Origin of the sequence: Fusobacterium necrogenes, from assembly GCF_900450765.1 — a bacterium.
Taxonomy (GTDB): Bacteria; Fusobacteriota; Fusobacteriia; order Fusobacteriales; family Fusobacteriaceae; genus Fusobacterium_A; species Fusobacterium_A necrogenes.
Genome location: NZ_UGGU01000003.1, coordinates 575,161 through 599,258, shown reverse-complemented (window position 1 = coordinate 599,258; position 24,098 = coordinate 575,161). Strand labels below are relative to the sequence as shown.

At 30.3% G+C, this 24,098-nt stretch carries 20 protein-coding genes, 3 tRNA genes and 1 riboswitch; of the genes, 7 read left to right on the top strand and 16 right to left on the bottom strand.

The genetic code is table 11. From position 1 onward, the window contains the following. Positions 1–113: 113 nt before the first annotated feature. From purE to DYA59_RS03140, 8 genes are all read right to left on the bottom strand, one after another. On the bottom strand, positions 114–593 hold the full coding sequence (gene purE / locus DYA59_RS03175) for a 5-(carboxyamino)imidazole ribonucleotide mutase (RefSeq protein WP_005887045.1): 480 nt from the start codon (positions 591–593) through the stop codon (positions 114–116). 13 nt (positions 594–606) lie between these two features. After that, entirely contained in the window at positions 607–4,335 is a 3,729-nt protein-coding gene (locus DYA59_RS03170) for a phosphoribosylformylglycinamidine synthase (RefSeq protein ID WP_115269294.1), read from the bottom strand. Positions 4,336–4,371: 36 nt separating this feature from the next. Further along, positions 4,372–6,036: a formate--tetrahydrofolate ligase gene (locus DYA59_RS03165; protein ID WP_115269292.1), complete on the bottom strand. Its 1,665-nt coding sequence runs from the start codon at positions 6,034–6,036 to the stop codon at positions 4,372–4,374. Positions 6,037–6,273: 237 nt separating this feature from the next. After that, positions 6,274–6,371, bottom strand: a riboswitch (purine riboswitch). Between the two features lie 103 nt (positions 6,372–6,474). Further along, positions 6,475–6,912: a type II 3-dehydroquinate dehydratase gene (gene aroQ / locus DYA59_RS03160; protein WP_115269290.1), complete on the bottom strand. Its 438-nt coding sequence runs from the start codon at positions 6,910–6,912 to the stop codon at positions 6,475–6,477. After that, the gene (gene aroE, locus DYA59_RS03155) at positions 6,884–7,732 is read right to left on the bottom strand and encodes a shikimate dehydrogenase (protein WP_115269288.1); all 849 of its coding nucleotides are present in this window, start codon (positions 7,730–7,732) and stop codon (positions 6,884–6,886) included. The genes aroQ and aroE overlap by 29 nt, the downstream gene beginning before the upstream one ends. After that, positions 7,725–8,819, bottom strand: a complete 1,095-nt coding sequence (gene aroC, locus DYA59_RS03150) for a chorismate synthase (RefSeq protein WP_115269286.1) — start codon at positions 8,817–8,819, stop codon at positions 7,725–7,727. Before aroC ends, aroE begins: the two co-directional genes overlap by 8 nt. A 163-nt stretch (positions 8,820–8,982) precedes the next feature. Then, positions 8,983–10,209 carry an FtsW/RodA/SpoVE family cell cycle protein gene (locus DYA59_RS03145; RefSeq protein ID WP_115269284.1) on the bottom strand — a complete coding sequence of 409 codons (1,227 nt, stop codon included), beginning with the start codon at positions 10,207–10,209 and terminating at the stop codon, positions 8,983–8,985. A gap of 32 nt (positions 10,210–10,241) precedes the next feature. Beyond that, a complete protein-coding gene (locus DYA59_RS03140) occupies positions 10,242–11,039 on the bottom strand; it encodes a Cof-type HAD-IIB family hydrolase (protein WP_115269282.1) in 798 nt (265 codons plus the stop codon). Positions 11,040–11,160: 121 nt separating this feature from the next. On the opposite strand from DYA59_RS03140, the gene DYA59_RS03135 reads away from it, so the two are divergent. The 4 genes from DYA59_RS03135 (at position 11,161) to DYA59_RS03120 (ending at position 13,390) form a co-directional block, all read left to right on the top strand. Next, a tRNA-Pro gene (locus tag DYA59_RS03135) sits at positions 11,161–11,237 on the top strand. Between the two features lie 8 nt (positions 11,238–11,245). Then, positions 11,246–11,320, top strand: a tRNA-Gln gene (locus DYA59_RS03130). A gap of 167 nt (positions 11,321–11,487) precedes the next feature. After that, a complete protein-coding gene (locus tag DYA59_RS03125; protein WP_115269280.1) occupies positions 11,488–12,603 on the top strand; it encodes an aminopeptidase in 1,116 nt (371 codons plus the stop codon). A 16-nt stretch (positions 12,604–12,619) separates the two neighbouring features. Further along, entirely contained in the window at positions 12,620–13,390 is a 771-nt protein-coding gene (locus DYA59_RS03120; protein WP_115269278.1) for a type III pantothenate kinase, read from the top strand. Between the two features lie 296 nt (positions 13,391–13,686). On the opposite strand, the gene DYA59_RS03115 is transcribed toward DYA59_RS03120, so the two are convergent. The 8 genes from DYA59_RS03115 to aroB form a co-directional block, all read right to left on the bottom strand. Further along, positions 13,687–13,778: transfer RNA gene (locus DYA59_RS03115), tRNA-Sec, on the bottom strand. 1 nt (position 13,779) lies between these two features. Then, positions 13,780–14,040, bottom strand: a complete 261-nt coding sequence (locus tag DYA59_RS03110; protein ID WP_172606940.1) for a DUF3343 domain-containing protein — start codon at positions 14,038–14,040, stop codon at positions 13,780–13,782. Continuing rightward, positions 14,040–14,615 (bottom strand): sulfurtransferase-like selenium metabolism protein YedF, encoded by a 576-nt coding sequence (yedF, locus tag DYA59_RS03105; RefSeq protein WP_115269274.1) that lies wholly within the window; start codon positions 14,613–14,615, stop codon positions 14,040–14,042. Before yedF ends, DYA59_RS03110 begins: the two co-directional genes overlap by 1 nt. Before the next feature lie 9 nt (positions 14,616–14,624). Continuing rightward, positions 14,625–16,484: a selenocysteine-specific translation elongation factor gene (selB, locus tag DYA59_RS03100; RefSeq protein ID WP_115269271.1), complete on the bottom strand. Its 1,860-nt coding sequence runs from the start codon at positions 16,482–16,484 to the stop codon at positions 14,625–14,627. 33 nt (positions 16,485–16,517) lie between these two features. Further along, positions 16,518–17,879: an L-seryl-tRNA(Sec) selenium transferase gene (gene selA, locus DYA59_RS03095; protein WP_115269269.1), complete on the bottom strand. Its 1,362-nt coding sequence runs from the start codon at positions 17,877–17,879 to the stop codon at positions 16,518–16,520. A 3-nt stretch (positions 17,880–17,882) separates the two neighbouring features. After that, positions 17,883–18,860, bottom strand: coding sequence for a selenide, water dikinase SelD (selD, locus tag DYA59_RS03090; protein WP_218564221.1), 978 nt, complete (start codon positions 18,858–18,860; stop codon positions 17,883–17,885). A 75-nt stretch (positions 18,861–18,935) separates the two neighbouring features. Then, positions 18,936–19,196 carry a hypothetical protein gene (locus tag DYA59_RS09450; RefSeq protein WP_147368821.1) on the bottom strand — a complete coding sequence of 87 codons (261 nt, stop codon included), beginning with the start codon at positions 19,194–19,196 and terminating at the stop codon, positions 18,936–18,938. Between the two features lie 80 nt (positions 19,197–19,276). After that, positions 19,277–21,256 (bottom strand): 3-dehydroquinate synthase, encoded by a 1,980-nt coding sequence (gene aroB / locus DYA59_RS03085; RefSeq protein WP_147368820.1) that lies wholly within the window; start codon positions 21,254–21,256, stop codon positions 19,277–19,279. A 254-nt stretch (positions 21,257–21,510) separates the two neighbouring features. Here aroB and htpX point away from each other — a divergent pair, with 254 nt between their 5' ends. Genes htpX through DYA59_RS03070 form a run of 3 tightly spaced genes read left to right on the top strand, consistent with a single transcriptional unit; the run spans position 21,511 to position 24,084 of the window. Then, positions 21,511–22,359, top strand: a complete 849-nt coding sequence (gene htpX, locus DYA59_RS03080; protein WP_115269265.1) for a zinc metalloprotease HtpX — start codon at positions 21,511–21,513, stop codon at positions 22,357–22,359. An 8-nt stretch (positions 22,360–22,367) separates the two neighbouring features. Then, positions 22,368–22,829, top strand: coding sequence for a hypothetical protein (locus DYA59_RS03075; protein ID WP_115269263.1), 462 nt, complete (start codon positions 22,368–22,370; stop codon positions 22,827–22,829). Positions 22,830–22,839: 10 nt separating this feature from the next. Continuing rightward, positions 22,840–24,084, top strand: coding sequence for a YihY/virulence factor BrkB family protein (locus tag DYA59_RS03070; protein ID WP_115269261.1), 1,245 nt, complete (start codon positions 22,840–22,842; stop codon positions 24,082–24,084). Positions 24,085–24,098 lie beyond the last annotated feature (14 nt).

The following is a 24,098-nucleotide window of genomic DNA, read 5'->3' as shown; positions in this document are numbered from 1 at the left end:
AAAACTCACTTCGTTCAAACAGTTGCGTTTTTTAGCGTTCGATTTCGCTGAGTTAATTTAACTTCTTTACGTAATTTACGCAACTCTTTAAGTTTTCAATATTATAATTTATCTTATAGTTCTACTCCTGACTCATTATCAGCTATAAACTTAGCTTTCATATCTTTTCTGAAGTTTCTTAATTTCTCTTTTAGTTCTGGAGATTTTAATGAAAGCATTTGTACAGCTAACATTCCTGCATTATATGAGTTATTTACTCCAACAGTTGCTACTGGGATTGATTTTGGCATTTGTACTATTGATAGTAGTGCGTCCATTCCGTTAAAAGCTGCCTCAATAGGCACTCCTATTACTGGCAGTGTAGTTTTTGAAGCTATAACTCCAGGTAAATGAGCTGCAAGTCCAGCTCCAGCTATAATTACATCATAACCTTCTACTTCTAATTTTTCTAATGTTTCTTCTAATTTTTCAGGTACTCTATGAGCTGAAAGTACATGAGCTGAATACTCTATTCCAAACTCTTTTAAGCAGTTAGCTGCTCCTCTCATCTTCTCTGTATCTGATTTACTTCCGAAAATAATAGCTACTTTCATTTGTCCTCCTAAATTATTTGAAATATTTTACTCCATTTTCAAATATTTTTTGCTCTTTATTTCCAATTATATTTTTAAATACATTGTTTCCATATCTTTCTGTATGTCCCATCTTACCAAATACTCTTCCATCTGGAGAAGTAATTCCTTCAATAGCAAAGCTTGAACCATTAGGGTTAAATCTAAACTCATTAGTTGGCTCTCCCTCTAAGTTGACATATTGAGTTGCCACTTGTCCATTTTCAAATAGCTTTTTAATTACCTCATCACTAGCAAAGAATCTTCCCTCTCCATGTGACACAGCTATTTCAAACTCTAAACCTGTTTCTATTCCAGCAAGCCAAGGTGATTTATTAGAAGTTACTTTAGTTTTTACCATTTGAGATATATGTCTACCTATCTTATTGAATGTAAGAGTTGGTGAATCTTCAGTAACCTTACCTATCTCTCCATAAGGAAGTAATCCAGATTTGATAAGAGCTTGGAATCCATTACAAATTCCTAATATAAGTCCATCTCTCTCTAAGAACTTATGGATAGCTTCTGCTACTTTAGGGTTAGTAAGTACTGTTGCTATAAATTTACCAGAACCATCTGGCTCATCTCCAGCACTGAATCCTCCTGGGAACATTAGGATTTGAGAGTTATTTATCTCTTTTACCACCTTTTCTATTGAGTCATTGATATACTCTTGAGTTAGGTTTCTAAATACTAATATATTTGATTCTGCCCCAGCTTTTTCAAATACTCTAGCTGAATCATATTCACAGTTTGTTCCTGGGAAAGCTGGTACTAATACTCTTGGTTTAGCTATCTTATTTTTACAAACTACTATCTCTTTAGCATTGTAAGGAGTCCAGATATATTTTTCAACTTTCTCTACTGTTTTATGAGGGAAAACTGGGAATAGTTTATCTAACCATACCTTCTCTCCTGCAGTCATATCTATCTCAATATCTCCTACTACTACTTTGTATTCAGAGATTGTTTCTCCTAATAATTCTACATTTTTACCTGTAAGCTCTACATTTGACTCCACTATAAATGTTCCATATCCTAACTTGAATAACTCATCTCCAAGATTAGATATCTTAGCTCCTATTCTGTTTCCAAATGTCATTTTACTTACTGCTTCAGCTATACCACCAGTTTTTAATGTCATAGCTGATACTATATTTCCATTAACTATATTTTCATATACATATTCAAAGTTTGCTTTTAACTCTTCCACATTAGGCATATAGTTTTCTAACATATGGTGTTTTACTAAGTAGATTTTGTTTCCAGCCTTTTTAAACTCTGGAGATATTACTACACTAGCTTTTACTGGAGATACAGCAAAAGATATTAGTGTAGGTGGAACGTGAATATCATTAAATGTTCCACTCATAGAGTCCTTTCCTCCAATAGCTGGTATTTCAAAAGCTCTTTGCATCTCTATTGTTCCTAATAGAGCTGAGAAAGGTTTTCCCCAGTTTTTAGGATTTTGTCCAAGTTTTTGGAAGTACTCTTGGAATGAAAGTCTTACTCTCTTATAATCTACTCCCACACTTACTAATTTTGCTAATGATTCAACTACTGCATAAGCTCCACCATGGAATTGTGACCAAGATGATAATACTGGATTGTATCCCCAAGTGATAGCAGAAGCTGTATCTGTTTCCCCTTTAAGTAATGGTAATTTTTGTACGCTTACATCTGTTGGAGTCATTTGATATTTTCCACCAAATGGCATAAGTACTGTAGTAGCTCCTATTGTAGAGTCAAATATCTCCATAAGTCCCTTTTGAGAAGCTACATTTAAAGATGATAACATATTGTACCATTTAGCTTCTAAATTCTCTCCCTCATAAGCTACCTTTGTAAGTGGGCTTTCTTCATAAGAGATATTTTCTACCTCTACCTCTGTTTCTTGAGTAACTCCGTTAGTATCTAAAAACTCTCTTGAGATATCTACTATCTTCTTACCTTTCCAATTTAGCACAAGTCTATTTGTGTCAGTAACCACTGCTACAACTGTTGCTTGTAAGTTCTCTCTATTTGCTAATTCTATAAATTTATCTCTATCTTTAGCCTCTATTACTACTGCCATTCTCTCTTGTGATTCAGAGATAGCTAACTCTGTTCCACTAAGTCCTAAATATTTAGTAGGAACTACATCTAAGTTGATATCTAGTCCAGGAGCCAACTCTCCTATTGCTACTGATACCCCTCCAGCTCCAAAGTCATTACATTTTTTAACAAGTCTTGTAACCTCTGGATTTCTAAATAATCTTTGGATTTTTCTCTCTTCTGGAGCATTTCCTTTTTGTACCTCTGCTCCACAAAGTCTTAAGGAATCATCTGTATGCTCTTTAGAAGAACCAGTTGCTCCTCCACAACCATCTCTTCCTGTTTTTCCTCCAAGTAGTACAACTATATCTCCCTTAGAAGCATTCTCTCTTCTTACCCAATCAGCTGGCACAGCTCCAACTACTGCTCCTACTTCCATTCTCTTAGCCTTATATCCATCGTGATAGATTTCAGCTACATGTCCAGTAGTAAGTCCTATTTGGTTTCCATAAGATGAGTATCCTGCTGCTGCTCCTGTTGTTATTTTCTTTTGAGGTAATTTTCCTTGTAAAGTATCCTCTAATTTTTCCAATGGGTTACCAGAACCTGTTACCCTAATAGCTTGGTATACATAAGATCTTCCTGATAATGGGTCTCTTATTGCTCCTCCTAAACAAGTAGAAGCTCCTCCAAATGGCTCTATCTCAGTAGGGTGGTTATGAGTTTCGTTTTTAAACATAAGTAGCCACTTTTCTATTTTTCCATCTACATCTACATCTATGTATACTGAGCAAGCATTTATCTCATCAGATACCTCTAAGTCATCTAGCTTACCAGTTTTTCTCATCTCTTTTCCACAGATTGTTGCCATATCCATTAGAGATATATATTTTTTTTCGAGTCTTTCTTGATGTACAAATTTTCTTGCTCCTAAATAGTTTTCGAAAGCTTTTTGTAATGTTTCTCCAAAAGCTGATTTTGGGAAAACAATATTTTTTATTTTAGTTTCAAATGTTGTATGTCTACAATGGTCAGACCAATAAGTGTCTAATACCTTTATCTCTGTTTCAGTTGGATCTCTTTTTTCCGTATCTCTAAAATACTCTTGTACAAAGGCTATATCAGCAAATGTCATAGCTAATCCAAGCTCTTTTCTAAATTTTTCTAGCTTCTCAGCTCCATATGTAATAAATCCTTCAAATACAGGAACTTCTTGAGCTAATTCTCCCTCTTCTACCTCTAATTTCTTAAGAATTTTCTCTCTCATCTCCACAGGGTTGATATAGTAATTTTTTACTTTGTTTAGCTCCTCTTCTGATATATTTCCCTCTAAGATTATAACTTTTCCACTTGTTACTACTACATTTTGGTTTTTATCAGAGATTAGATTTAAACATTGCATAGCTGAGTCAGCTCTTTGGTCAAACTGCCCTGGTAAAAATTCTACAGCAAAGTATTTTGACCCTTTACTGTCTAACTCTTCAGTTACTCTATCTGTTACTACCTCTGAGAATATAAGTTTTTTAGCCTTTGCTAACTCTTCACTATCTATTCCAAAGACATCATAACAGTTTAATAATCTTACTTTTTCTAGCCCCTCTAATTGAAGACTCTCTCTTAATTCATTCTCAAGTCTTTTAGCATCTAAATCAAATCCTGATTTCTTTTCTACAAAAATACGGTAATTCATTTCTCCTCCTGAAAAATTTTAACATAGATTTTTTTATTAGAATAATCCTTCTATTCTTCCATTCTCATCTATATCTATCAACTCTGCTGCTGGTTTTTTAGGTAGTCCCGGCATATCTATTATATCTCCAGCCATAGCTACTATAAATCCTGCTCCTGCTGATATTCTTAGTTCATTTATTGTTACAGTGAATCCTGTTGGTCTACCTATTAGTGAAGCATTATCTGATAAAGATTTTTGAGTTTTAGACATACAAACTGGTAAGTTTCCATATCCTAGCTCATCTATTGTCTTTAACATCTTCTTAGCTCCAGAGCTAAACTCTACTCCATCAGCTCCATATATCTCTTTTGCTATTGTTTCTATCTTCTCTTTTATACTTAAATCTAATGAGTAAAGTGGTGTATAGTTATCAGTCTCTTTTTCTAATTGAGCCATTACCTCTTTAGCAAGAGCTATTCCTCCCTCTCCACCTTTTGCCCATACCTCACATAGAGCAACTGGTACATCTAACTCTTTACAGTGCTTTTCAATAAATTCAAGTTCTCTTTCAGTGTCGCTTACAAATCTATTGATTGCTACCACAACTGGTAAGTTATATTTTTTCATATTCTCTATATGTTTATCTAAGTTAGCTATTCCTTTTTCTAATGCTTCTAAGCTCTCTTCTGATAACTCCTTAGCTCCTCCGTGATGTTTTAAAGCTCTTACTGTTGCTACTATTACTACACAGTTAGGTCTTAGATTTCCTTTTCTACATTTTATATCTAAGAATTTTTCTGCCCCTAAGTCAGCAGCAAATCCAGCCTCTGTTATAGCATAATCAGAAAGTTTTAATGCTAATTTTGTAGCTAAGATTGAGTTACATCCATGAGCTATATTAGCAAATGGCCCCCCGTGGATAAATACTGGAGTATTTTCTAAAGTTTGAACAAGGTTGGGTTTTAAAGCCTCTTTTAATAGTGCAGTTACAGCCCCCTCTATTTTCAAATCTCCTACTGTAAGAGCTTTTCCATCTCTTGAGTATCCAAATACCATACTTCTAATTTTATCTTTTAAATCCATAAGTGAGTTTGCTAAACATAGAGCTGCCATTATCTCAGAAGCTACTGTTATTTGAAAAGATGATTCTCTAGGTATTCCATTAGCTTTTCCACCAAGTCCAATAACTATTTCTCTTAATGCTCTATCATTCATATCTACTACTCTTTTCCAAGAGATTTTTGTAACATCTATATTTAGTAAATTTCCTGAATTGATATGGTTATCAATACAAGCAGCTATTAAGTTGTGTGCTACTCCTATTGCATGTAAATCTCCAGTAAAATGTAAATTTATATCTTCCATAGGAATTACTTGTGCATATCCTCCACCAGTAGCTCCACCTTTCATTCCAAATACAGGTCCAAGAGATGGTTCTCTTAAAGCAGCTACTGAAGATTTGCCTAATTTATTCAAAGCTTGAGTAAGTCCTACTGTAACTGTTGATTTTCCCTCCCCAGCTGGAGTTGGTGTGATAGCTGTTACCAATACTAGTTTACCATCTTTTTTATTTTCTAATCTTTTTAACACATCAAGGTTAACTTTTGCTTTATATTTTCCATAATGCTCTATATCATCTTCAGTAAGTCCTACCTTTTTTACTATTTCTGAAATATTTACTATTTTTGCCTCTTGAGCTATCTGAATATCTGTTTTCACATTTTCCTCCTTAAAATCTCTTTTAAAGTAAAAGGTCTAAGCGCACACTCATGCTTTGCATCAGTACACACTTAGACCATTATTTATATCTACTCTTAGGTTTACAATTATGCCTTTGTTGATAAATACTTTTTTTAACCTATTTTTTAATTTTTTTCTTTTCTTATCAACAAACAGCATTTTCTCCTCCTTAGCATTTTTTTAATTCATATATACCAAAAAGGAAGGCATGACCAAACATCATTTCCTTTAACTCATAGCAGTTAATTTAAGGTTAACCGTAGAAACTCCTCTCCATATTAGAGGTATATATGAGATATATTTTTTATTATATACTAAAGAATATCATAAAAGTAAACTTTTGTCAAAATAAAAACTTTTTTTCCTATATTAATCATTTTTTAATTTATATTTAGTACTTTTCAAACATAAATAAATCTATTTGTTTGTATATTTTTTATATAAAAATTCTATTGCTAAGAGATATCCATCACTTCCTAATCCACAAATTTGTCCTATACAAGCTGGTGCTGTGAAAGATTTATGTCTAAATTCTTCTCTTTTATGAATATTTGTGAGATGTACTTCTATTGTTGGAATATCTACACTTTTTATAGCATCATATAGAGCTATCGAAGTATGAGTATATGCCCCTGGATTTATTACTATCCCATCATACTTTTCTAAATATGCTCTTTGTATAAAGTTTATAATCTCTCCCTCAATATTACTTTGATATATTGTTACATCAATATCTTTAGCTAAATTCTCCTTAATATATGCACACATCTCTTCATAAGTTTGTACACCATAAATATTTTTCTCTCTTATTCCCAGAAAATTTATATTAGGTCCATTTATTACCATTACTTTCACTATTTTTCATCTCCTCTAATCTCTCTATAACTCTTTTCTCTACTTCATCTCTTGTATCTCTATCTACCTCTATTCCCTCCCAAAGTTCATCACTTTTTATAGCTTGACCTACAAGCATAGATACTCCATCTACACATTTCAAACTACAATTTTTTGCTAATTGTAAAAATTTCGTAGTCTTAGGATTATATACAACATCAACAGCTATATCAAAACGCTTTAAAATTTCCTCATCTAGAGGAGAGCTATCTATATTAGGATACATCCCTAGTGGAGTAGTATTTACAACAATATCTCCACCTATTATATTTTCATAAGATACTACCTCTATATTTCTAAATCTATTTTTCAACTCTCTTCTCTTTGATTCCACATCTCTAGTTACTACAACTATCTCTTTAGCTCCTAAGTCATGTAGAGCTACTATCACAGATTTTGAAGCCCCACCACTTCCTAGAACATAGCATATTTTCCCTTTTACTTTGACACCATGTTTTTCTAGCATCTCTATGACCCCATAGTAATCACTATTATACCCGTAGCTTTTACCATTTTTTATTTTCACTAGATTTACAGCTCCAATTTTTTCTGCTTCCTCAGAGATAAAATCAAGTTGACTCATCACAATCTCTTTATAAGGAATAGTTATATTAAATCCCTTTATCCCTTTTTCTTTCATCAATTTTAAAATATCTTTTCCATCTTCAATCTCATACAATGAGTACTCTGCTTCTACTCCAAGCTTATCAAAAATATAATTATGTATCTCTGGAGATAGTGAGTGCCCCAATTTTTTCCCCACAAGACCATATTTATTCATATCTGCCTCCTGCTTCATATATCTTATCTAACAATGCTATTGCCATTATTGATTCTATTACCACTACTGCTCTTGGTACTATACAAGGGTCATGTCTTCCCTCTATTTCTAATTCACAATCTTTTTTATCTTTTATATTTATTGTATGTTGAAGCTTAGAAATAGATGGGGTAGGTTTTATGACAACTTTAAAATTTATAGGCATTCCATTGGATATTCCCCCTAATATTCCTCCGTTATTATTGGATTTAGTTTTCACTATACTATTTTTATAGTAGTATTCATCATTTACTTCACTACCATAATATTTTGCTATATCAAATCCTTTTCCAAACTCTATTCCTTTTACAGCTGGTACAGAAAAAGCTAAATGAGCTATACTACTCTCTAATGAATCAAAAAATGGCTCTCCTAAACCTGCTGGTACTCCTATGGCAAAACATTCTATAGTTCCACCAACGGAGTCTTGATTCATTCTAGCTCTCTCTATCTCCTCTTTTATCTTTACTATTTTCTTTTCATCTAAAATAGCCATCTCTTTTTTAGCCAGCTCATCAAAAAGCTCTTTAGATAATCTATCTTCAGTTGGCATTTCTACTTCTATATTTTTTATACTCTCTATCATAGCTCCTACATATATTCCCTTTTTAGCTAAGATACTCTTAGCCAAGCTTCCAGCAAAAACAAGTGGGGCAGTTATTCTTCCAGAAAAATGACCTCCACCTCTTACATCATTATATCCTCTATATTTTATATATGCTGGATAATCACTATGACTAGGTCTCATTACCTCTTTTAATTTTGAATAATCCTTAGATTTTTTATCTTCATTTCTAATAATTGCACAAAGAGGAGCTCCTGTAGTTTTTCCATCACAGATTCCACTTAAAATCTCAAAGCTATCGCTCTCTTTTCTTTGGGTAGAAAAACTATTTTTTCCTGGTGCTCTCCTTCCCATATCTCTCTCTATACTTTCAAAATCAATATCTATATCACTAGCTAATCCATCTATATTTATCCCTAGCGCTTTTCCATGAGATTCCCCAAAAATTGATAATCTCAAACTATGTCCCCAATTAGCTCCCATATTTATCTCCTTTTTAATAATTCTGATATAATTATAACACATTTCATTAATTTATTAATTAAGAAAAAATAATAATAGATTACTTTCTTTATACATTTTTATAATTTCATAAAATAAAAAACTACACTCTCCATCTTTATCTAAGATTTCAAGTGTAGAATATTTACCTATGTCTATTAATATTTATTATTATACCTATGGCTGAAAACACTGTAATAAGTGAACTTCCTCCTGAACTAAAAAATGGCATCGGTATTCCAAATACAGGAAGTATTCCTAAAGCAACTGAAAGATTTATTATAACTTGAATAATTACATACCCAGCTATTCCTACAGCTAAATACTTTCCAAAATACTCCTTTGTATCCATAGCTGTTCTTTGGACAATGTTAAACAATAATAAAAAAATTAAAAGTAAAAGTATCATTCCTATAAATCCAAACTCTTCTCCATATGTAGCCATTATAAAATCTGTTTTTATCTCAGGAAGATAACTATATTTTTGTACTCCATTACCATAACCTTTCCCTATTATTCCACCACTTCCAAAAGCAACAAGTGATTGTCCTACTTGATATCCTACACCAAAGTCATATTCATTTCTCAAAATCCCATCTAAATAACTACTAATTCTTTTTATTTTATAACTTTTTTCACTTAGATCACTCAATTGAGTTACATAATAAAAAAGTCCTCCTATCAAAGAAAATGAAAAGATAACTCCTATAGTTATCCACTTCATACTTATTCTACTCATAAAAAGCATAAAACAAAATATACCCAAGTAATGTATTGATGTCCCCATATCTTTTTGGAGATTAATTAATACTATAAATACTAAAAAAACTGGAAGCAAACTAAATATAATTTTTTTAGCATCATATCTCTCCTCTTCACATCTTTTTAGTATATGAGCTATTATTATTATAAATGGAAGCTTCATAAGTTCAGATGGTTGTATACTTATCCCCCCTATCCTTATCCAACCTATAGCTCCCTTTACTTTTGGAACTACCTCAGAAAGCATAGGAATTTTACTTCCTATTATTACCCCTAGCAAAGATAAAACAGAAAATAAAAAAATAAAGCCACAAACTTTATTTTTGTTGTAATACTTGTAATCTATTCTTGAAGTAATTATAAAACATATTACTCCTATAAAAATATAGATAAAATGCCTTCCTACAACCTTTATTCCCTTATAGTAAATATCATAAAAATTTGTACTGATCATATTTAAATTACTCAATATTATAAGTAAAAATAATAGCAATACTATTCCTCGATTTTTTGCTTTCTTTCTATTTTCTAATTCAAGCTTCTTAAGTACTTTATCTATTTTATTTCTTTTATGATAAGGATTATCTTTCATAATTTTTATTTTTTCCATTCATACCTCCAGATAAAAATTAAAATAATACCTTATAAAAAAAGTTTCTTTAAATAATTAGCTACCCCATTTTCAATATTCTTTCCAATTATTTCATTATTAGGAAGCTTATCCCTAAGTCTAGTAGCACAATTTCCCATAAGTAATCCTTTCCCTACTTCTTTTAACATTTCATAATCATTTAAACCATCTCCAAAAGCCATAGTATTCTCTAATGAGATATTTAATTTTTGCATAATATTTTTTATAGCTTCTCCTTTAGTAACATCTTTTGCCATAATTTCTAAACACTCCGGCCCAGATAGTGTTATCGACACTTTACTTCCTATGACTTTTATGAAGTACTCTTCTAACTTTAACAACTCATCTATATTCTTAGATACAAAAAATATTTTAATAAACTTTTCATTTTCTATCTTAGAAAACTCCTTTACTTCATGAAAAAATTTACTTTCTTGATGAAAAGAGAGATACTCCTCTTTATCTCTTTCTACATACCATTTTGTATCTGTATAAACATGTCTTTCTATTCCTTCTTTACACTTTACTGATAATATGAAATCAACTACTTCTTTATCAATATTTTTTTCATATACCTCTATATTATTTTCATCATGTATTCTAGCTCCATTAGAACTAATTAAATATGAGTCTAATCCAAGTTGCTCCTTTAATTTTAACGCATCTAAATGATGACGACCTGTAGCTATGAATATTTTTCTTCCTGTTTTTTTAACTTCTTTTATAGTTTCTTTTGTTTCTTCAGAAAACTTATGTTCTTCATTTAAAAGTGTTCCATCTAAATCACATACTATTGCTTTGTATTTCATAAATTTAACTCCTTATATTTTGTTATACTACAATATAATACCATTAAAAAATTTTTTTGGAAAGTTATTTTTTAATTGACATTTATTTTAAAATATGATATTATTATTTTTGTCAATGAAGCGGAATATAGCGCAGTCCGGTAGCGCATCTGCCTTGGGAGCAGGGGGCCGCAAGTTCGAATCTTGCTATTCCGACCATTTTTAATTGGGGTGTCGCCAAGCGGTAAGGCAACGGACTTTGACTCCGTCATGCGTTGGTTCGAATCCAGCCACCCCAGCCATTTGTAATTAACCACTCAAAATTTTGAGTGGCTTTTTTCATTCTGTGTAAAATAGTTTTTAATCTTTAACTTTTTTAAAATTTTCAATTTCATTTTTCTATCCCTTATCTATTCTATTTTTCATTATTCTATGCTATAATTGAAAAAAATATTATGAGGTGAATATTGTGGATAATAGAATATTAAAATTAGCAAAAAATCTTGTTTCTCACTCTTGTAGAGTACAAAAAGGAGAAAAAGTTTTAATAGAAGTTTTTGGAAATGCTCCTAAAAATCTAGCAAAAGCATTAGTAAAGGAAATACATCAAGTAGGAGGATTACCCTTTGTTACTTTAAAGGACCACTCTATTATAAGAGAAATTTTAAAAACCTCTACAACAGAACAACTAGAATTAATGGCAAAATATGAATTAGAGAGAATGAAGGATATGGATTGTTACATAGGTATCAGAGGTAGTGATAATACTGCTGAATTTTCTGACATTGAAGATGAAAAAATGAGGATGTATTCAGACATTTTTATGCAACCTATACATTTAAAAGAAAGAGTTAATAATACGAAATGGGTAATTTTGAGATATCCTAATAATTCAATGGCTCAACTTGCTAATACATCATTAGAAAATTTCGAGAATTTTTATTTTGATGTTTGTTGTCTTGATTATTCTAAAATGGAAAAAGCTATGGATAGCTTAAGTTCTCTTTTAAACAAATCAGATAAAGTTAGAATAGTAGGCCCTGGAACAGATATTAGTTTTTCTATTAAAGGAATTCCAAATGTCAAATGTTATGGACTTAGAAATATTCCAGATGGTGAACTTTATACTGCCCCTGTAAAAGATAGTGTTAATGGTATAATCTCTTACAATACTCCATCTGTTTATGAAGGATTTACTTTTGAAAATATAGTTTTTGAATTTAAAAACGGAAAAATTATAAAAGCTACCGCTAATAATTCAGAAAAGTTAAATGAAATTTTGAACTCCGATGAAGGTGCTAGATATATTGGAGAATTTGCTTTTGGAGTAAATCCATATATCCTAAAACCTATGAAAGATACATTATTTGACGAAAAAATATCTGGAAGTATACACTTTACTCCTGGTCAAGCTTATAAACAAGCTGATAATGGTAATAACTCTAATATTCACTGGGATCTAGTTCTTATTCAACGACCAGAATTTGGTGGTGGAGAAATTTGGATAGATGACATTTTAATCAGAAAAGATGGGATTTTTGTTTTAGATGAATTAAAAGTTTTAAATCCTGAAAACTTAAAATAATTTAAGGTGGTGTTTTATGCTTATAACTGTTGATATAGGAAATACTCATATTGTAACAGGAATTTTTGATGAAAAAGGAAATATTTTACTTACTTTTAGGATCGCAACAAATGAACGATTGACAGAAGATGAATATTTTTCATACTTTAGAAATATCTCAAAATTTAATGGAATAGAAATTGAAAAAGTCAGTGGAATCGTTCTATCTTCAGTAGTTCCTAATTTAATAACTATTTTTCAATTCTTTGGTAGGAAATATTTCGATATCGAACCTATGCTAGTTGATCTAAATCTAAAGTTAGACTTTACATTTGATGAAAAAGTTAATCCAACAGGTTTTGGTGCAGATAGAATAGCTAATATAGCCCAAGCTTTAAAAGAATATCCTCATAAAAACCTAATAACTTTAGATCTAGGAACTGCTACTACTTATGAAGTACTAAAAGAAAATGTCTATATAGGTGGAGGTATCCTTCCTGGAATAGAAATGAGTATCAATGCTCTATGTGGAAATACTGCAAAATTACCTAAAGTAAAATTCTCTAATCCCGAAAGTGTTCTAGGACACGATACTATCTCAGCTATACAAGCTGGTATTTTCTATGGATATGCTGGTCAAATAAAACATATCATAAAAAAGATAAAAGAAGAAGTTGGAGAAGAATATTTTGTAGTTGCCACTGGTGGTCTTGGTAAAATACTTTCAGCTGAAATAGATGAAATTGATGTATATCAATCTGATTTGAGTATCAAAGGCCTATACACTCTCTATCAAAATAATAAATAACTCTATTTAATTAAGTTAGTATTATAAAATTTAATAAGCTACATACTACATCTAAAGCTTTAGTTATCTAAAGTGAAGGATGTAGTTTTTTTATTGACAAAAACTCTCTATTTAAGCATTTAAAATTCAAAATTTCTAATTTTACTAACTTTCTGATTTTCTTTATAAATCACTCAATTTTTTAACTCTTATTCCTCTATTTATTTAACATTACAATCTTTATAAAAAAAGAAAAATTTACTCTATTAAAGCAAATTTTTCTTATATTTTAAATATTTATTTATAATGTTTTGTTTTGGCGGAAGCGTGTAGGAATCGAACCTACCAATGACCTAAGCCACCCTACAGTTTTGAAGACTGCTGAAAACACCAGTTTTCTCCCGCTTCCATTAAATTTTCTCTACTTTTTTCTTAAATCCCTCTTTTTCTACAAGATACTTACTTACTTCAACTTCATTATCTTTTAGAATTTTTTCAATTATCTCTTTGTCAGAAAGCTCTGCTCTAATAGAAAGACCACACCCAACACTTATCTCTTTAGGCAACGGTATTATTCTACAACATATTTTAAAATTTTGCAAGAGTTTTTCTAATTTCATCACATAATGAGTGGAGTTTGAAACTAATAATAGAAACTTTTCAACTTTCATTATGGTTTAATCACCCTTGTAGCTTTCATCTGCCTTTCAAGAATAGTATACATATTAGTAACACTTCCTACTCTTAATTTTTCAGCTATTCCATAAAAATTCAAACAAGTTCCACAAGATAAAATCTCTACTCCTCTCTCTTCTAAAGATTTTAAATCTTGTAAACTCTCTGCTCCCTCTATTGCAAGTTTAACTCCTTCATTATAGAAAAGAATTGTTTTAGGTAACTCTTCCATCTCTGAAAGTGTATAAATAAATCCTTTCATAAGTATTCTTCCTAACTCTATATCTCCTTTACCCATATGTAAGGAATCTATAACTACAATTGTATTTTCTTCACACTCTCTTACCTCTACGCTCTCTCTCATTTTATTGATTATAATTTTAAAAATATCTCCACTCTCTTCTACTGTGTAGTCATATCCCATCTCTTTTGACATTTTCTGTAAATTTTCTAATGAAATTCTATTATCAACAGATACTTCTACTTGTCCTTCTTCTATATCCTTTAAAGCATTTTTTGTCATTATAATTGGTACTGGACACACTTGTCCAATAGCATCTACTTTTATCACAGCTACCTCCTATTCTCTCAACATTCTGATTCCATCTATATTTTTAGTCACTTTTAGAGCATCTAATTTCCTTAAGATAAGTATACTACTATCTCTACTATTATTCAATACCTCTTTTGCCTCTTTCACTTGTATTTTCCCATTTTTTTCAAGAAAATTTTTAATAAGCTTTGTACTCTCTTTTAAATATCCATTTAATATGTAGTACTCCTCTTCTAAATATTGAATAAATCCCTCTTCAACCATATATCTATGCACTTGTTCAAATAAATTTTTATCTTTAGTAACTTTCAAGTAGTAGGAATAAGGTTTCAAATTAAATTTTTGCTCTTTATAATAGGAAAAAATCTCCTCTTTCATATCTTTTTCCTCTTTATTTAATCTTATTTTAAACTCTTTTAAAGCCACTAGCTCATTTACTACTATTATCTTCTCTTTTACTAAATCTAAATCAAAAAATTTATTATAATCTTTTAAAGAATAATCTTTAAAATACCTCTCTTTTATTTGAGATTTTAAAATTCCTCTCATTAATCTATTCTCACTATAAAATTTTTCTAACTCATCTACTATTATAGAAATTTTTTCTAAGAGTATATCTCTATGAATATATTTTTTATCCAAAAGGAAAATCTTCTTAGCTTCAATGAGATTTTTTAACGAAATTTTCTCCCCAAAAAGAGAAAAAATATCCTCTAACTCTCTATCAGTTTTTATTAACTCTTCTACTTTTTTTTCATTGTCCTCTTGAGATAACACCTTAAGTAATTCTATCTGTTTTATATCTTTTCTATTAAACTCTTTTTTAGAAAAATCCAAAAGCTCTATTCCACCAATTGTAGATATTGGAGAGTAATTTCTAACTATTCCTCTCTCTTTTAATACTCCCCCTAATACCTCTTCTAAATCTATTTGTACAAAAGCTGATTCTCCAGCTAAAATATAATTTTTTTCATAAATTTTTACTCTTCCTATTATCTCATCAGTTCCAATATTTAATCTTATTCTATGATTATTTTTTATCTTAGGAGAGTTCTCTAAAAGAGTTAATTTACACTCTATTCTATCTCCTGTTAAAATAGATTTTCCTATAATATCTCCTCTTTTTATCTCACTACTTTCGATTCCAGCTAGATTTATAGCACATCTATTTCCTGTTCCTATACTATCCTTTTTTTCTCCGTGAGATTCTAACCCTTTTACCTTTACCATTTTATTTTGAGGATAGATTGTAAGAGTATCACCTATACTTATCTTTCCACTTTTTACTGTTCCCGTTACTACACAACCAAAACCTTTTACAGAGAATACTCTATCTATATCCATTCGAAAGTATCTCTCTTTCTCTTCTAAATCTATTTTTTTTAACTCATCTTTCAATAAATTTTTAAGAGTGTTATAACTTTCAATATCGATTATTGAAAGAGGGAGAAGAGGAGAGTTTTCTAAAAAACTCCCTTTAAAATACTCCCTACACTGTTTTTTTACCTCTTCATATCTCTTCTCATCTACTAAATCTCTCTTTGTAAGAAGTATCATTCCTTTTTTTACACCAAAGAGTTTTAATATCTGGAAATGTTCTTCTGTCTGTGGCATAATTCCATCATCACAAGCTATCACCATAAGCAGATAATCCACACCTGAAACCCCTGCACTCATATTTTTTATAAATTTTTCATGCCCAGGTACATCTATAAGTCCAACTCTACTTCCATCGTCAAACTTTATCTGAGTAAAACCTAAATTTATTGTCATTCCTCTAGATTTTTCCTCTGGTAATGTATCAGTATCCACTCCTGTAAGATATTTTACTACTGTTGTTTTTCCGTGATCTATATGTCCTGCCATTCCCACTACTATATCTCTCACTCTTCTCACCCCCTTCTCATTATCTCAATTTTTTTACATATTAATAGCTTTTTCTACTATTATTTCCATATCCTCATCTCTTATAGTTTTCATATCTAAGATAAATGAGTCATCAGCTACTCTTCCAATTATATTTATATCTCCAGTACGGAAATACTTTTCTAATTTTACAGCATCTCCTGTAAATACTAAAGCATAACTAGGTACAGTTTCTTCTGGCATAGAGCCTCCACCTATTTTTGCTCTAGTTTCTATTATACTTGTAGATATATTTTTTTCTATCAGCATTTTTTGAAGTTTCTCTGCTCTTTTTAATACCTCTTTTTTATCCTCGGTTATCATTCTAAGAGTAGGTATCTCTCTTACAGCTTCTCTCTCATCAAGGTAGTATCTTAGTGTTCCTTCCAAAGCAGATAAAACTAGTTTATCCACTCTAAAAGCTCTCAGATACTGATTTTTCTTAAGTCTTGCTATATACTCTTGTTTAGCTAAAATAATACCACACTGTGGTCCACCTAAGAGTTTATCTCCACTTATTGTAATTATATCTATTCCAGAAGAGATGCTCTCCTGTACAGTAGGCTCTTTCACTACTCCATATTTTGAAAAATCTACAAGAACTCCACTTCCTAAATCTTCCATAGTAAGTATTCCATTCTCTTTTCCAAGGTTTGCTATATCTCTATTTCCTACCTCATCAGTAAATCCTGTTATTTTAAAATTTGACCTATGAACCTTTAAAATAAGTGCAGTTTCCTCATCAATAGCTCTTTCATAATCTGAAATATTAGTCTTATTTGTAGTCCCTACCTCTTTTAGTTTTGAACCAGATAGTTCCATTATATCTGGTATTCTAAAAGAACCACCAATCTCTACTAATTCCCCTCTTGATACAATAGAGTTTTTTCCTCTAGCAAATTCATTTAAACAGATGATTACAGCAGCAGCATTATTATTAACTACTAGAGCTCCCTCTGCTCCTGTTATCTTACATATCAATTCCTCAACATGTGAGTTTCTATGTCCTCTTTTTCCTGTTTCCAAATCATACTCAAGGTTATTATAATTACTTACTACCTCTCCCATCTTCTCTGCTATTTTTTTATTAAGTACAGAACGTCCAAGGTTTGTGTGGATAATTACACCACTTCCATTAATTACTTTTTTTAGCTTATTATTCCCAGCAAATTTTGATCTATCTAGGATATTTTTTATTATGTCTTCTACTTCAAAATCCTCTATCTCTCTATTTTTTATTTTCTCTCTAAAACTATCTATCTCATTTTTTACTAGAGTGTATAAAGTGTTATAATTTAACTTCTCTCTACACTCATCTAATTTTTCATCTTTCATAAGTATATCTAGTTTAGGAAGTTTACGAAAAAGATTATTCATCTTCTACCTCACAATTAAATATTTCTCTTTTTTCTCTTCAACGGAACCTATTATATAGGCATCTATATTCTTTTCTTGAAACTCTTTCATAAGAACTCCTACTTGCTCTTTTTTTACAGAGAATAAAAGTCCACCTGAAGTTTGTGGGTCAAACATTATCTCTTGTAACCAAAGAGGAGTTTTTCCAAAATCTATATCTCTACCTATAAAATTTCTATTTTGTTGTCCTCCAGTAGTTATTAAAAACTCTTTAGCATACTCTTTAGCATCTGCTATATATGGAATAAAATCTCCTTCAAACACCAATGTTTTATCAGAACCTTTTGCCATCTCATATGCATGTCCTAAAAAACCAAATCCTGTTATATCTGTACAAGCTGTAATAGGATAATTTACAATTATCTCAGCAGCGTATTTATTCAAAGTAGTCATCTGTTTTACAGACTCATCTATTGCCTCTTTACTTGCAAGATTTACCTTTGATGCAGTTGTAACTATACCTGTTCCAAGCTTTTTAGTACATATTAAGATATCTCCATTTTCACAACCATGATTTTTTAAAATCTTATCTGGGTGTGCTATTCCTGTTACTGAAAGCCCATACTTTACCTCTGGATCATGTATAGAGTGTCCACCACTTAGAACAGCTCCAGCTTCCATTACCTTTTCAGCTCCACCTCTCAATATCTTTCCCAATATTTTTATATCCATCTTTTGTGGAAAACATACTATATTCATAGCTGTCTTAGGCTGTCCTCCCATAGCATACACATCACTTAGTGAATTTGCCGCAGCTATCTGTCCAAAAATATATGGGTCATCTGTCATAGGAGTAAAAAAATCCAACGTCTGTATAATTGCTAAATCTTCAGTTAGTTTATATACAGCAGCATCATCTGATTTTTCAAATCCTACTATTAAATTTTTATCTTCCACACTCGGAAGACCATGTAATATTTCTGAAAGAACCTCTGGTCCTATTTTACTTGCTCAACCACCAATTGAGCATCTATCTAAATGCAATTTATCCAACTCACTCACCTCATCTGTATAACTTTACATCATTTTTACTATATCTACAAGTACACCCACTAAAAAATCTCTTTTTTCTTTCTCTTCCTCTTTGTAGATTATCTCTGCCATACCTTTGATATCCTCTTTTATATCTTCCTTTGTAGCAGAGTTATATATCATCTCTATTTCTCCTCTGAACTCTTGCATAAAGTAGTCATAAAGATTTCCAGCTACTAGTCTCTTTCTTGTTGTACTATTAAAACTATCATAAGCATCTAATATTTTTGCTAATCTAGGTGTCATATTTCCTCCAATATTTTTAAACTTTGTTTATTAACTAATACATTTTACTATATTTTTCCAAACAATTCTATAAGAATATTTTATACCTCTTTAATTATCATTGCTCCATTTAAATTATCCGACTCTGATACAAGCATACTATCTACACCTAATTCCTCCATAATAGTTATCAAGATTATAGTTCCAGCTATTATCACATCAGCTCTTTTTGCTTCTAAACCTACAATCTCCTTTCTTTTTTCACCATCACAAGATAAAAATAATTGTAGGTTTTGTCTAAGTTCATCTAAATTTATTTTTGAAAGATGTACCTCTGAGCTATCATAAATCTCCATCTGCTTCTGTACAGAAATTTGAGTAGTAGCTGTTCCTGCTACCCCCACTAATGTAAAATTATTATCTTTTAAAAATTTCACCCCAGATATCATCTCTTTTATCCAATTTCTACACTCTTCTATATTCTCTTCTGTATAGTTTTGCTCTGGAAAAAATCTCTCTGTTCCTCTTACAGCTCCAATATTTATACTTTTAGTAAACTCTATATTTCCATTTTCTCCCAGAGTAAACTCTGTACTTCCACCACCAATATCTAAAACCAAAATTCTATCTTTGAAGACTATTGAGTTTCCTAAAAAATTAAGTTGAGCCTCTCTTTCTCCAGTTATACATCTAATATCTATTCCTATATCTCTCACTTGTGATAAAAATTCCTCTCTATTTTGAGAATCTCTAGTAGCAGATGTAGCAAAAGCTATTACTTTACTAGCCCCAAACTTATCAGCCTTCTCCTTATATTTTTTCAAACAATCTATGGTTCTTTTAATAGCTTCTTTTTTTAGATATCCATTTTTATTTACATCTTCTCCTAATTTTACTATCTCTACATCTTTAGAAATCTCTTTTTCTATCTTTATCTCTCTATCTTCATATACCTGTGCTAAAAATAATCTGCAAGAATTAGTTCCAATATCAATAATTCCCTTTATATATCTAGAAGAAAATAGATTATTTACTTCTAAAATATTTTTTACCTCAACACTATCTTTATACACTTTTTTATTTTTATCAAAAAGAATAAAGTTTATTTTATCAAAAGAGTTTTTCTTATCTTTTTTCATAACATCCAACAATATTTTCTCAGGATAATAGATCGGATTTGAATTTAAACCATAACTTCTAAAAATATCTTTTATCTCACTGATAAACTCATCTTCTATTCCATTTAAAACCTTAGATAGCTCCAATTCAAAAACTATTCCCTTAGCTACTGCCTCCCCATGAGTTATATTTTCAAAATTAAAAAGTTTTTCTAAAGAGTGTCCATAGGTATGTCCTAAATTTAATAAAGCTCTCTCTCCTAACTCAAACTCATCTTTTTCTACAATTTCTCTCTTTATCTCACAAGATTTTTTTATCATTTCTATTAATGAGCTACTTTCCAAAGATAAAATTTTCTCTCTTCTCTCCATTAAAAATTTAAAATAATCTCTATTCTCCAATAGAAGAGAGTGTTTAATTACCTCAGCCATTCCAGAAAAAAACTGCTCTTTAGGAAGAGTTTTTAAAAATTCTACATCTATTATTACAGCTTTAGGTTGTTTAAATACTCCTATAAGATTTTTTCCTCTGGGATGGTCTACTGCTGTCTTCCCACCTATACTTGCATCAACCTGAGCAAGAAGCGAAGTTGGCACCTGTATAAAATCTATCCCTCTCATATAGGTAGCCCCTACAAATCCTCCCATATCACAGACTACTCCTCCACCTAGAGAGATAATCAAAGATTTTCTTGAAAAATTTTCTTTTGCCATAAAATCATAAATAGTTGAAATTGTTTCTAAATTTTTAAATTTTTCACCCTCTGGTATTGTAAAAGTTTTTATTCTCTCATCATTTAGTTCCCTTAGTAGCTTTCTAAAATATATATATCCAATATCTTCATTTGATAAGATCAATATTTTATCATAAGATATTGTATATTTTTTTAATTCTGATATTACATTACATCCTAAAATTATAGGATAATCTGTATTTAAAGTATTTATATTTATTATATTCATCTATTTTCTCCTAATTTATTTTTTATTAAATTATACTCAAAATTCACTTTTTCTTCAATATATAAAAATTTATCATACTCTTGACACAATTATATGAAAAGATAAATATGTTGAAGAAATTTAAAAATAATGTATAATATAACTATAATTAATAAAGGAGGATGATTGACATTTAGTATTTTAAACCAAAGAATTATAAAATTAATTTTACGTTATATAAAGTATTAAGAAATATTTCAAGGAGTGAATTAATAATGAATACACTAAAAACATTTATACTTATGGGAGTATTAACATTTATTCTCCTACTTATAGGTAATGCAATTGGAGGACAAAATGGAATCATAATCGCTTTAATTATAGCTGGAGTTATGAATTTCATTTCCTATTGGTTTAGTGATAAAATAGTTTTATCTATGTATAGAGCTCAACCTGTAGAAGATAAAAATACTCATCTTTATCAATTAGTTGAAAAATTAGCTAGAAACTCTGACCTTCCTATGCCTAAGGTATATATTATAAATGAAGCTCAACCTAATGCCTTTGCTACTGGTAGAAATCCACAAAATGCAGCTATAGCAGTAACTAGAGGCCTTATGGATTTAGTTGATGATTATGAATTAGCTGGAGTAATTGGACATGAATTAGGACATGTACACAATAGAGATATACTTATTAGTACAATTGCTGCTACTATGGCTGGAGCCATATCTTTTCTTGCTAATATGGCTCAATGGGCAGCCATATTTGGTGGTAGTAGGAGTAATGATGAAGAAGGTAGAAGCAATCCATTTGCTTTAATAGCTATAGCTATTTTTGCTCCTATGGCAGCAATGTTAGTACAGATGGCTATCTCTAGAACAAGAGAATACAAGGCTGATAGATTTGGAGCTCAAGTTAGTGGAAATCCACAATATCTAGCTAATGCTTTGAGAAAATTAGATATGTATAGTAAAAGAATACCAATGCCTAATGCTGCTCCAGCGACTGAAAATATGTTTATTGTAAGTCCTTTATCTGGAAATAAAATGGCTAACCTTTTTAGTACACACCCATCTACTGAAGATAGAATAAGAAAATTAGAAGAGATGAGATACGAGTAGGAGGATTCATGAAAAAAATTTTTATTGGAGTTTTTAGTCTTTTAACTCTTTTTACTATTAAAACTCAGGGAACAGAAATTATTCCTGAATATTTTCTTATGGAAAGATTAATTATGCTTATGGAGGTATCTCCAACATATATATCAAATGATAATGAAAAAGAATTAAAAGCTATGCAGATAGATGATAATGTGATGACCCTTATTGGAAACACAGAAACTCCTTTCTATATTTATGATTCAAATGGACAAAAAAAATTAGTGAGAGTTGGGGATTATTTTTATTCCCCTCCTACTCTTTCTAGTATATATGCATTAGACAAAAAAAATTTTGAAGCTAACTTTAAAAATAAAAATTTACCTCAAGAAAAACCTAAGAATACTCAAGATATTCTTCAAAATAATTTAAATACTCCTAATATGAATGAAAATATATCCAATAATTTATTGGATGTTAATAATTTAAATTAGGAGGATATCTATGAAATTAAAATCAATTATTGATTCATATAAAGAAATAGTATCCCAAGGAAAATTAAATAATATAATTAGCGTTAGTAAGAAAGCATTAGAAAGTTATAAGAGAGCTAATTCAGGACTTTGGGTTACCTCTCTTTGTTTCTATACAATTTTATCACTTGTTCCTATCTTTGCTATTCTTTTTAGTTTAGGAACTTGGTTTGGAGTTGCTGATTACCTACTTATAAAATTGAGAGAATATTCTCCATTAAATGAAGAGTCAATAAATCTTTTAATTACCTTTGCTCAAAATTTTTTAGAGAATACCAGGACAGGAATCTTAGCTGGAATAGGATTTTTATTCTTAGGTTGGACATTAATATCAATGTTTGCTATCATAGAAAAAGCCTTTAATGACATTTGGAGAGTAGAAAAATCTAGAATGCTTTTAAGAAAAATAACTGATTATATTTCATTTTTTATATTATTTCCTACCTTAATGGTTATTTCTAGTGGAATTATTAAAATAATTGGAAACAGACTTGGAATGGAAAATTTAATTCTTAATATCTTTATTAAATTTGTTCCTTTTTTAACTTTGTTATTCTTTTTTACAATTATGTATATGCTTATTCCAAATACAAGAGTGAGATTTATTCCTGCCCTCATCTCTGCTGTTTTTATAGCTATGTTTTTTTCTGGTTTTCAATCTTTATTTATCCTATTACAAGATATGGTTAACACATACAACAAAATTTATGGAAGTTTTTCTGTAATATTTATTTTTCTTTTCTGGTTAAAATTAATGTGGTTTTTTATCATATTAGGCTCTCATCTCTGCTATTTTTTACAAAATAGGGAGTTACATCTTTTTACAAAGGGAATAGATGATATAAATTTTAAAATAAAAGAATATACTGCTGTAATTGTCATGAAAGAATTAATAGAAAGATATCATAACAGCCTTTCTCCTCTTAATATTAACGAAGTTGTTAAAAAATATGATATTCCTTATGAAATTATAAAACATATTCTGGAAATATTTATCTCTGATGAACTAGTTGGTGAGATAGGAGATAAAGATGAAAAAAATTATGTCATCATAAAAAATATTGATACTATTTCATTCAAAACAATTTTTAAATCTCTTGAAAATTTTGGAGAAAAAATTAATTTCAAAAATAGTGATGAATTAGAAAGTCTTTTAGATTGTGTTAGAGAGAAGAACTTCAACTTTTCTTTTAAAGAGTATATTGAAAAAAACTGAGAAAATTCTCAGTT

What these genes read in the sequence shown, in the direction of transcription:
- purE (WP_005887045.1), bottom strand. Translation starts at nt 593, where the DNA reads ATGAAAGTAGCTATTATTTTCGGAAGTAAATCAGATACAGAGAAGATG.
- DYA59_RS03140 (WP_115269282.1), bottom strand. Translation starts at nt 11,039, where the DNA reads ATGAAATACAAAGCAATAGTATGTGATTTAGATGGAACACTTTTAAAT.
- selA (WP_115269269.1), bottom strand. Translation starts at nt 17,879, where the DNA reads ATGAATAATCTTTTTCGTAAACTTCCTAAACTAGATATACTTATGAAA.
- aroC (WP_115269286.1), bottom strand. Translation starts at nt 8,819, where the DNA reads ATGGGAGCTAATTGGGGACATAGTTTGAGATTATCAATTTTTGGGGAA.
- DYA59_RS03145 (WP_115269284.1), bottom strand. Translation starts at nt 10,209, where the DNA reads ATGGAAAAAATAAAAATTATGAAAGATAATCCTTATCATAAAAGAAAT.
- DYA59_RS03075 (WP_115269263.1), top strand. Translation starts at nt 22,368, where the DNA reads ATGAAAAAAATTTTTATTGGAGTTTTTAGTCTTTTAACTCTTTTTACT.
- DYA59_RS03170 (WP_115269294.1), bottom strand. Translation starts at nt 4,335, where the DNA reads ATGAATTACCGTATTTTTGTAGAAAAGAAATCAGGATTTGATTTAGAT.
- DYA59_RS09450 (WP_147368821.1), bottom strand. Translation starts at nt 19,196, where the DNA reads ATGACACCTAGATTAGCAAAAATATTAGATGCTTATGATAGTTTTAAT.
- htpX (WP_115269265.1), top strand. Translation starts at nt 21,511, where the DNA reads ATGAATACACTAAAAACATTTATACTTATGGGAGTATTAACATTTATT.
- aroE (WP_115269288.1), bottom strand. Translation starts at nt 7,732, where the DNA reads ATGAATAAATATGGTCTTGTGGGGAAAAAATTGGGGCACTCACTATCT.
- DYA59_RS03110 (WP_172606940.1), bottom strand. Translation starts at nt 14,040, where the DNA reads ATGAAAGTTGAAAAGTTTCTATTATTAGTTTCAAACTCCACTCATTAT.
- aroB (WP_147368820.1), bottom strand. Translation starts at nt 21,256, where the DNA reads ATGAATATAATAAATATAAATACTTTAAATACAGATTATCCTATAATT.
- DYA59_RS03070 (WP_115269261.1), top strand. Translation starts at nt 22,840, where the DNA reads ATGAAATTAAAATCAATTATTGATTCATATAAAGAAATAGTATCCCAA.
- DYA59_RS03120 (WP_115269278.1), top strand. Translation starts at nt 12,620, where the DNA reads ATGCTTATAACTGTTGATATAGGAAATACTCATATTGTAACAGGAATT.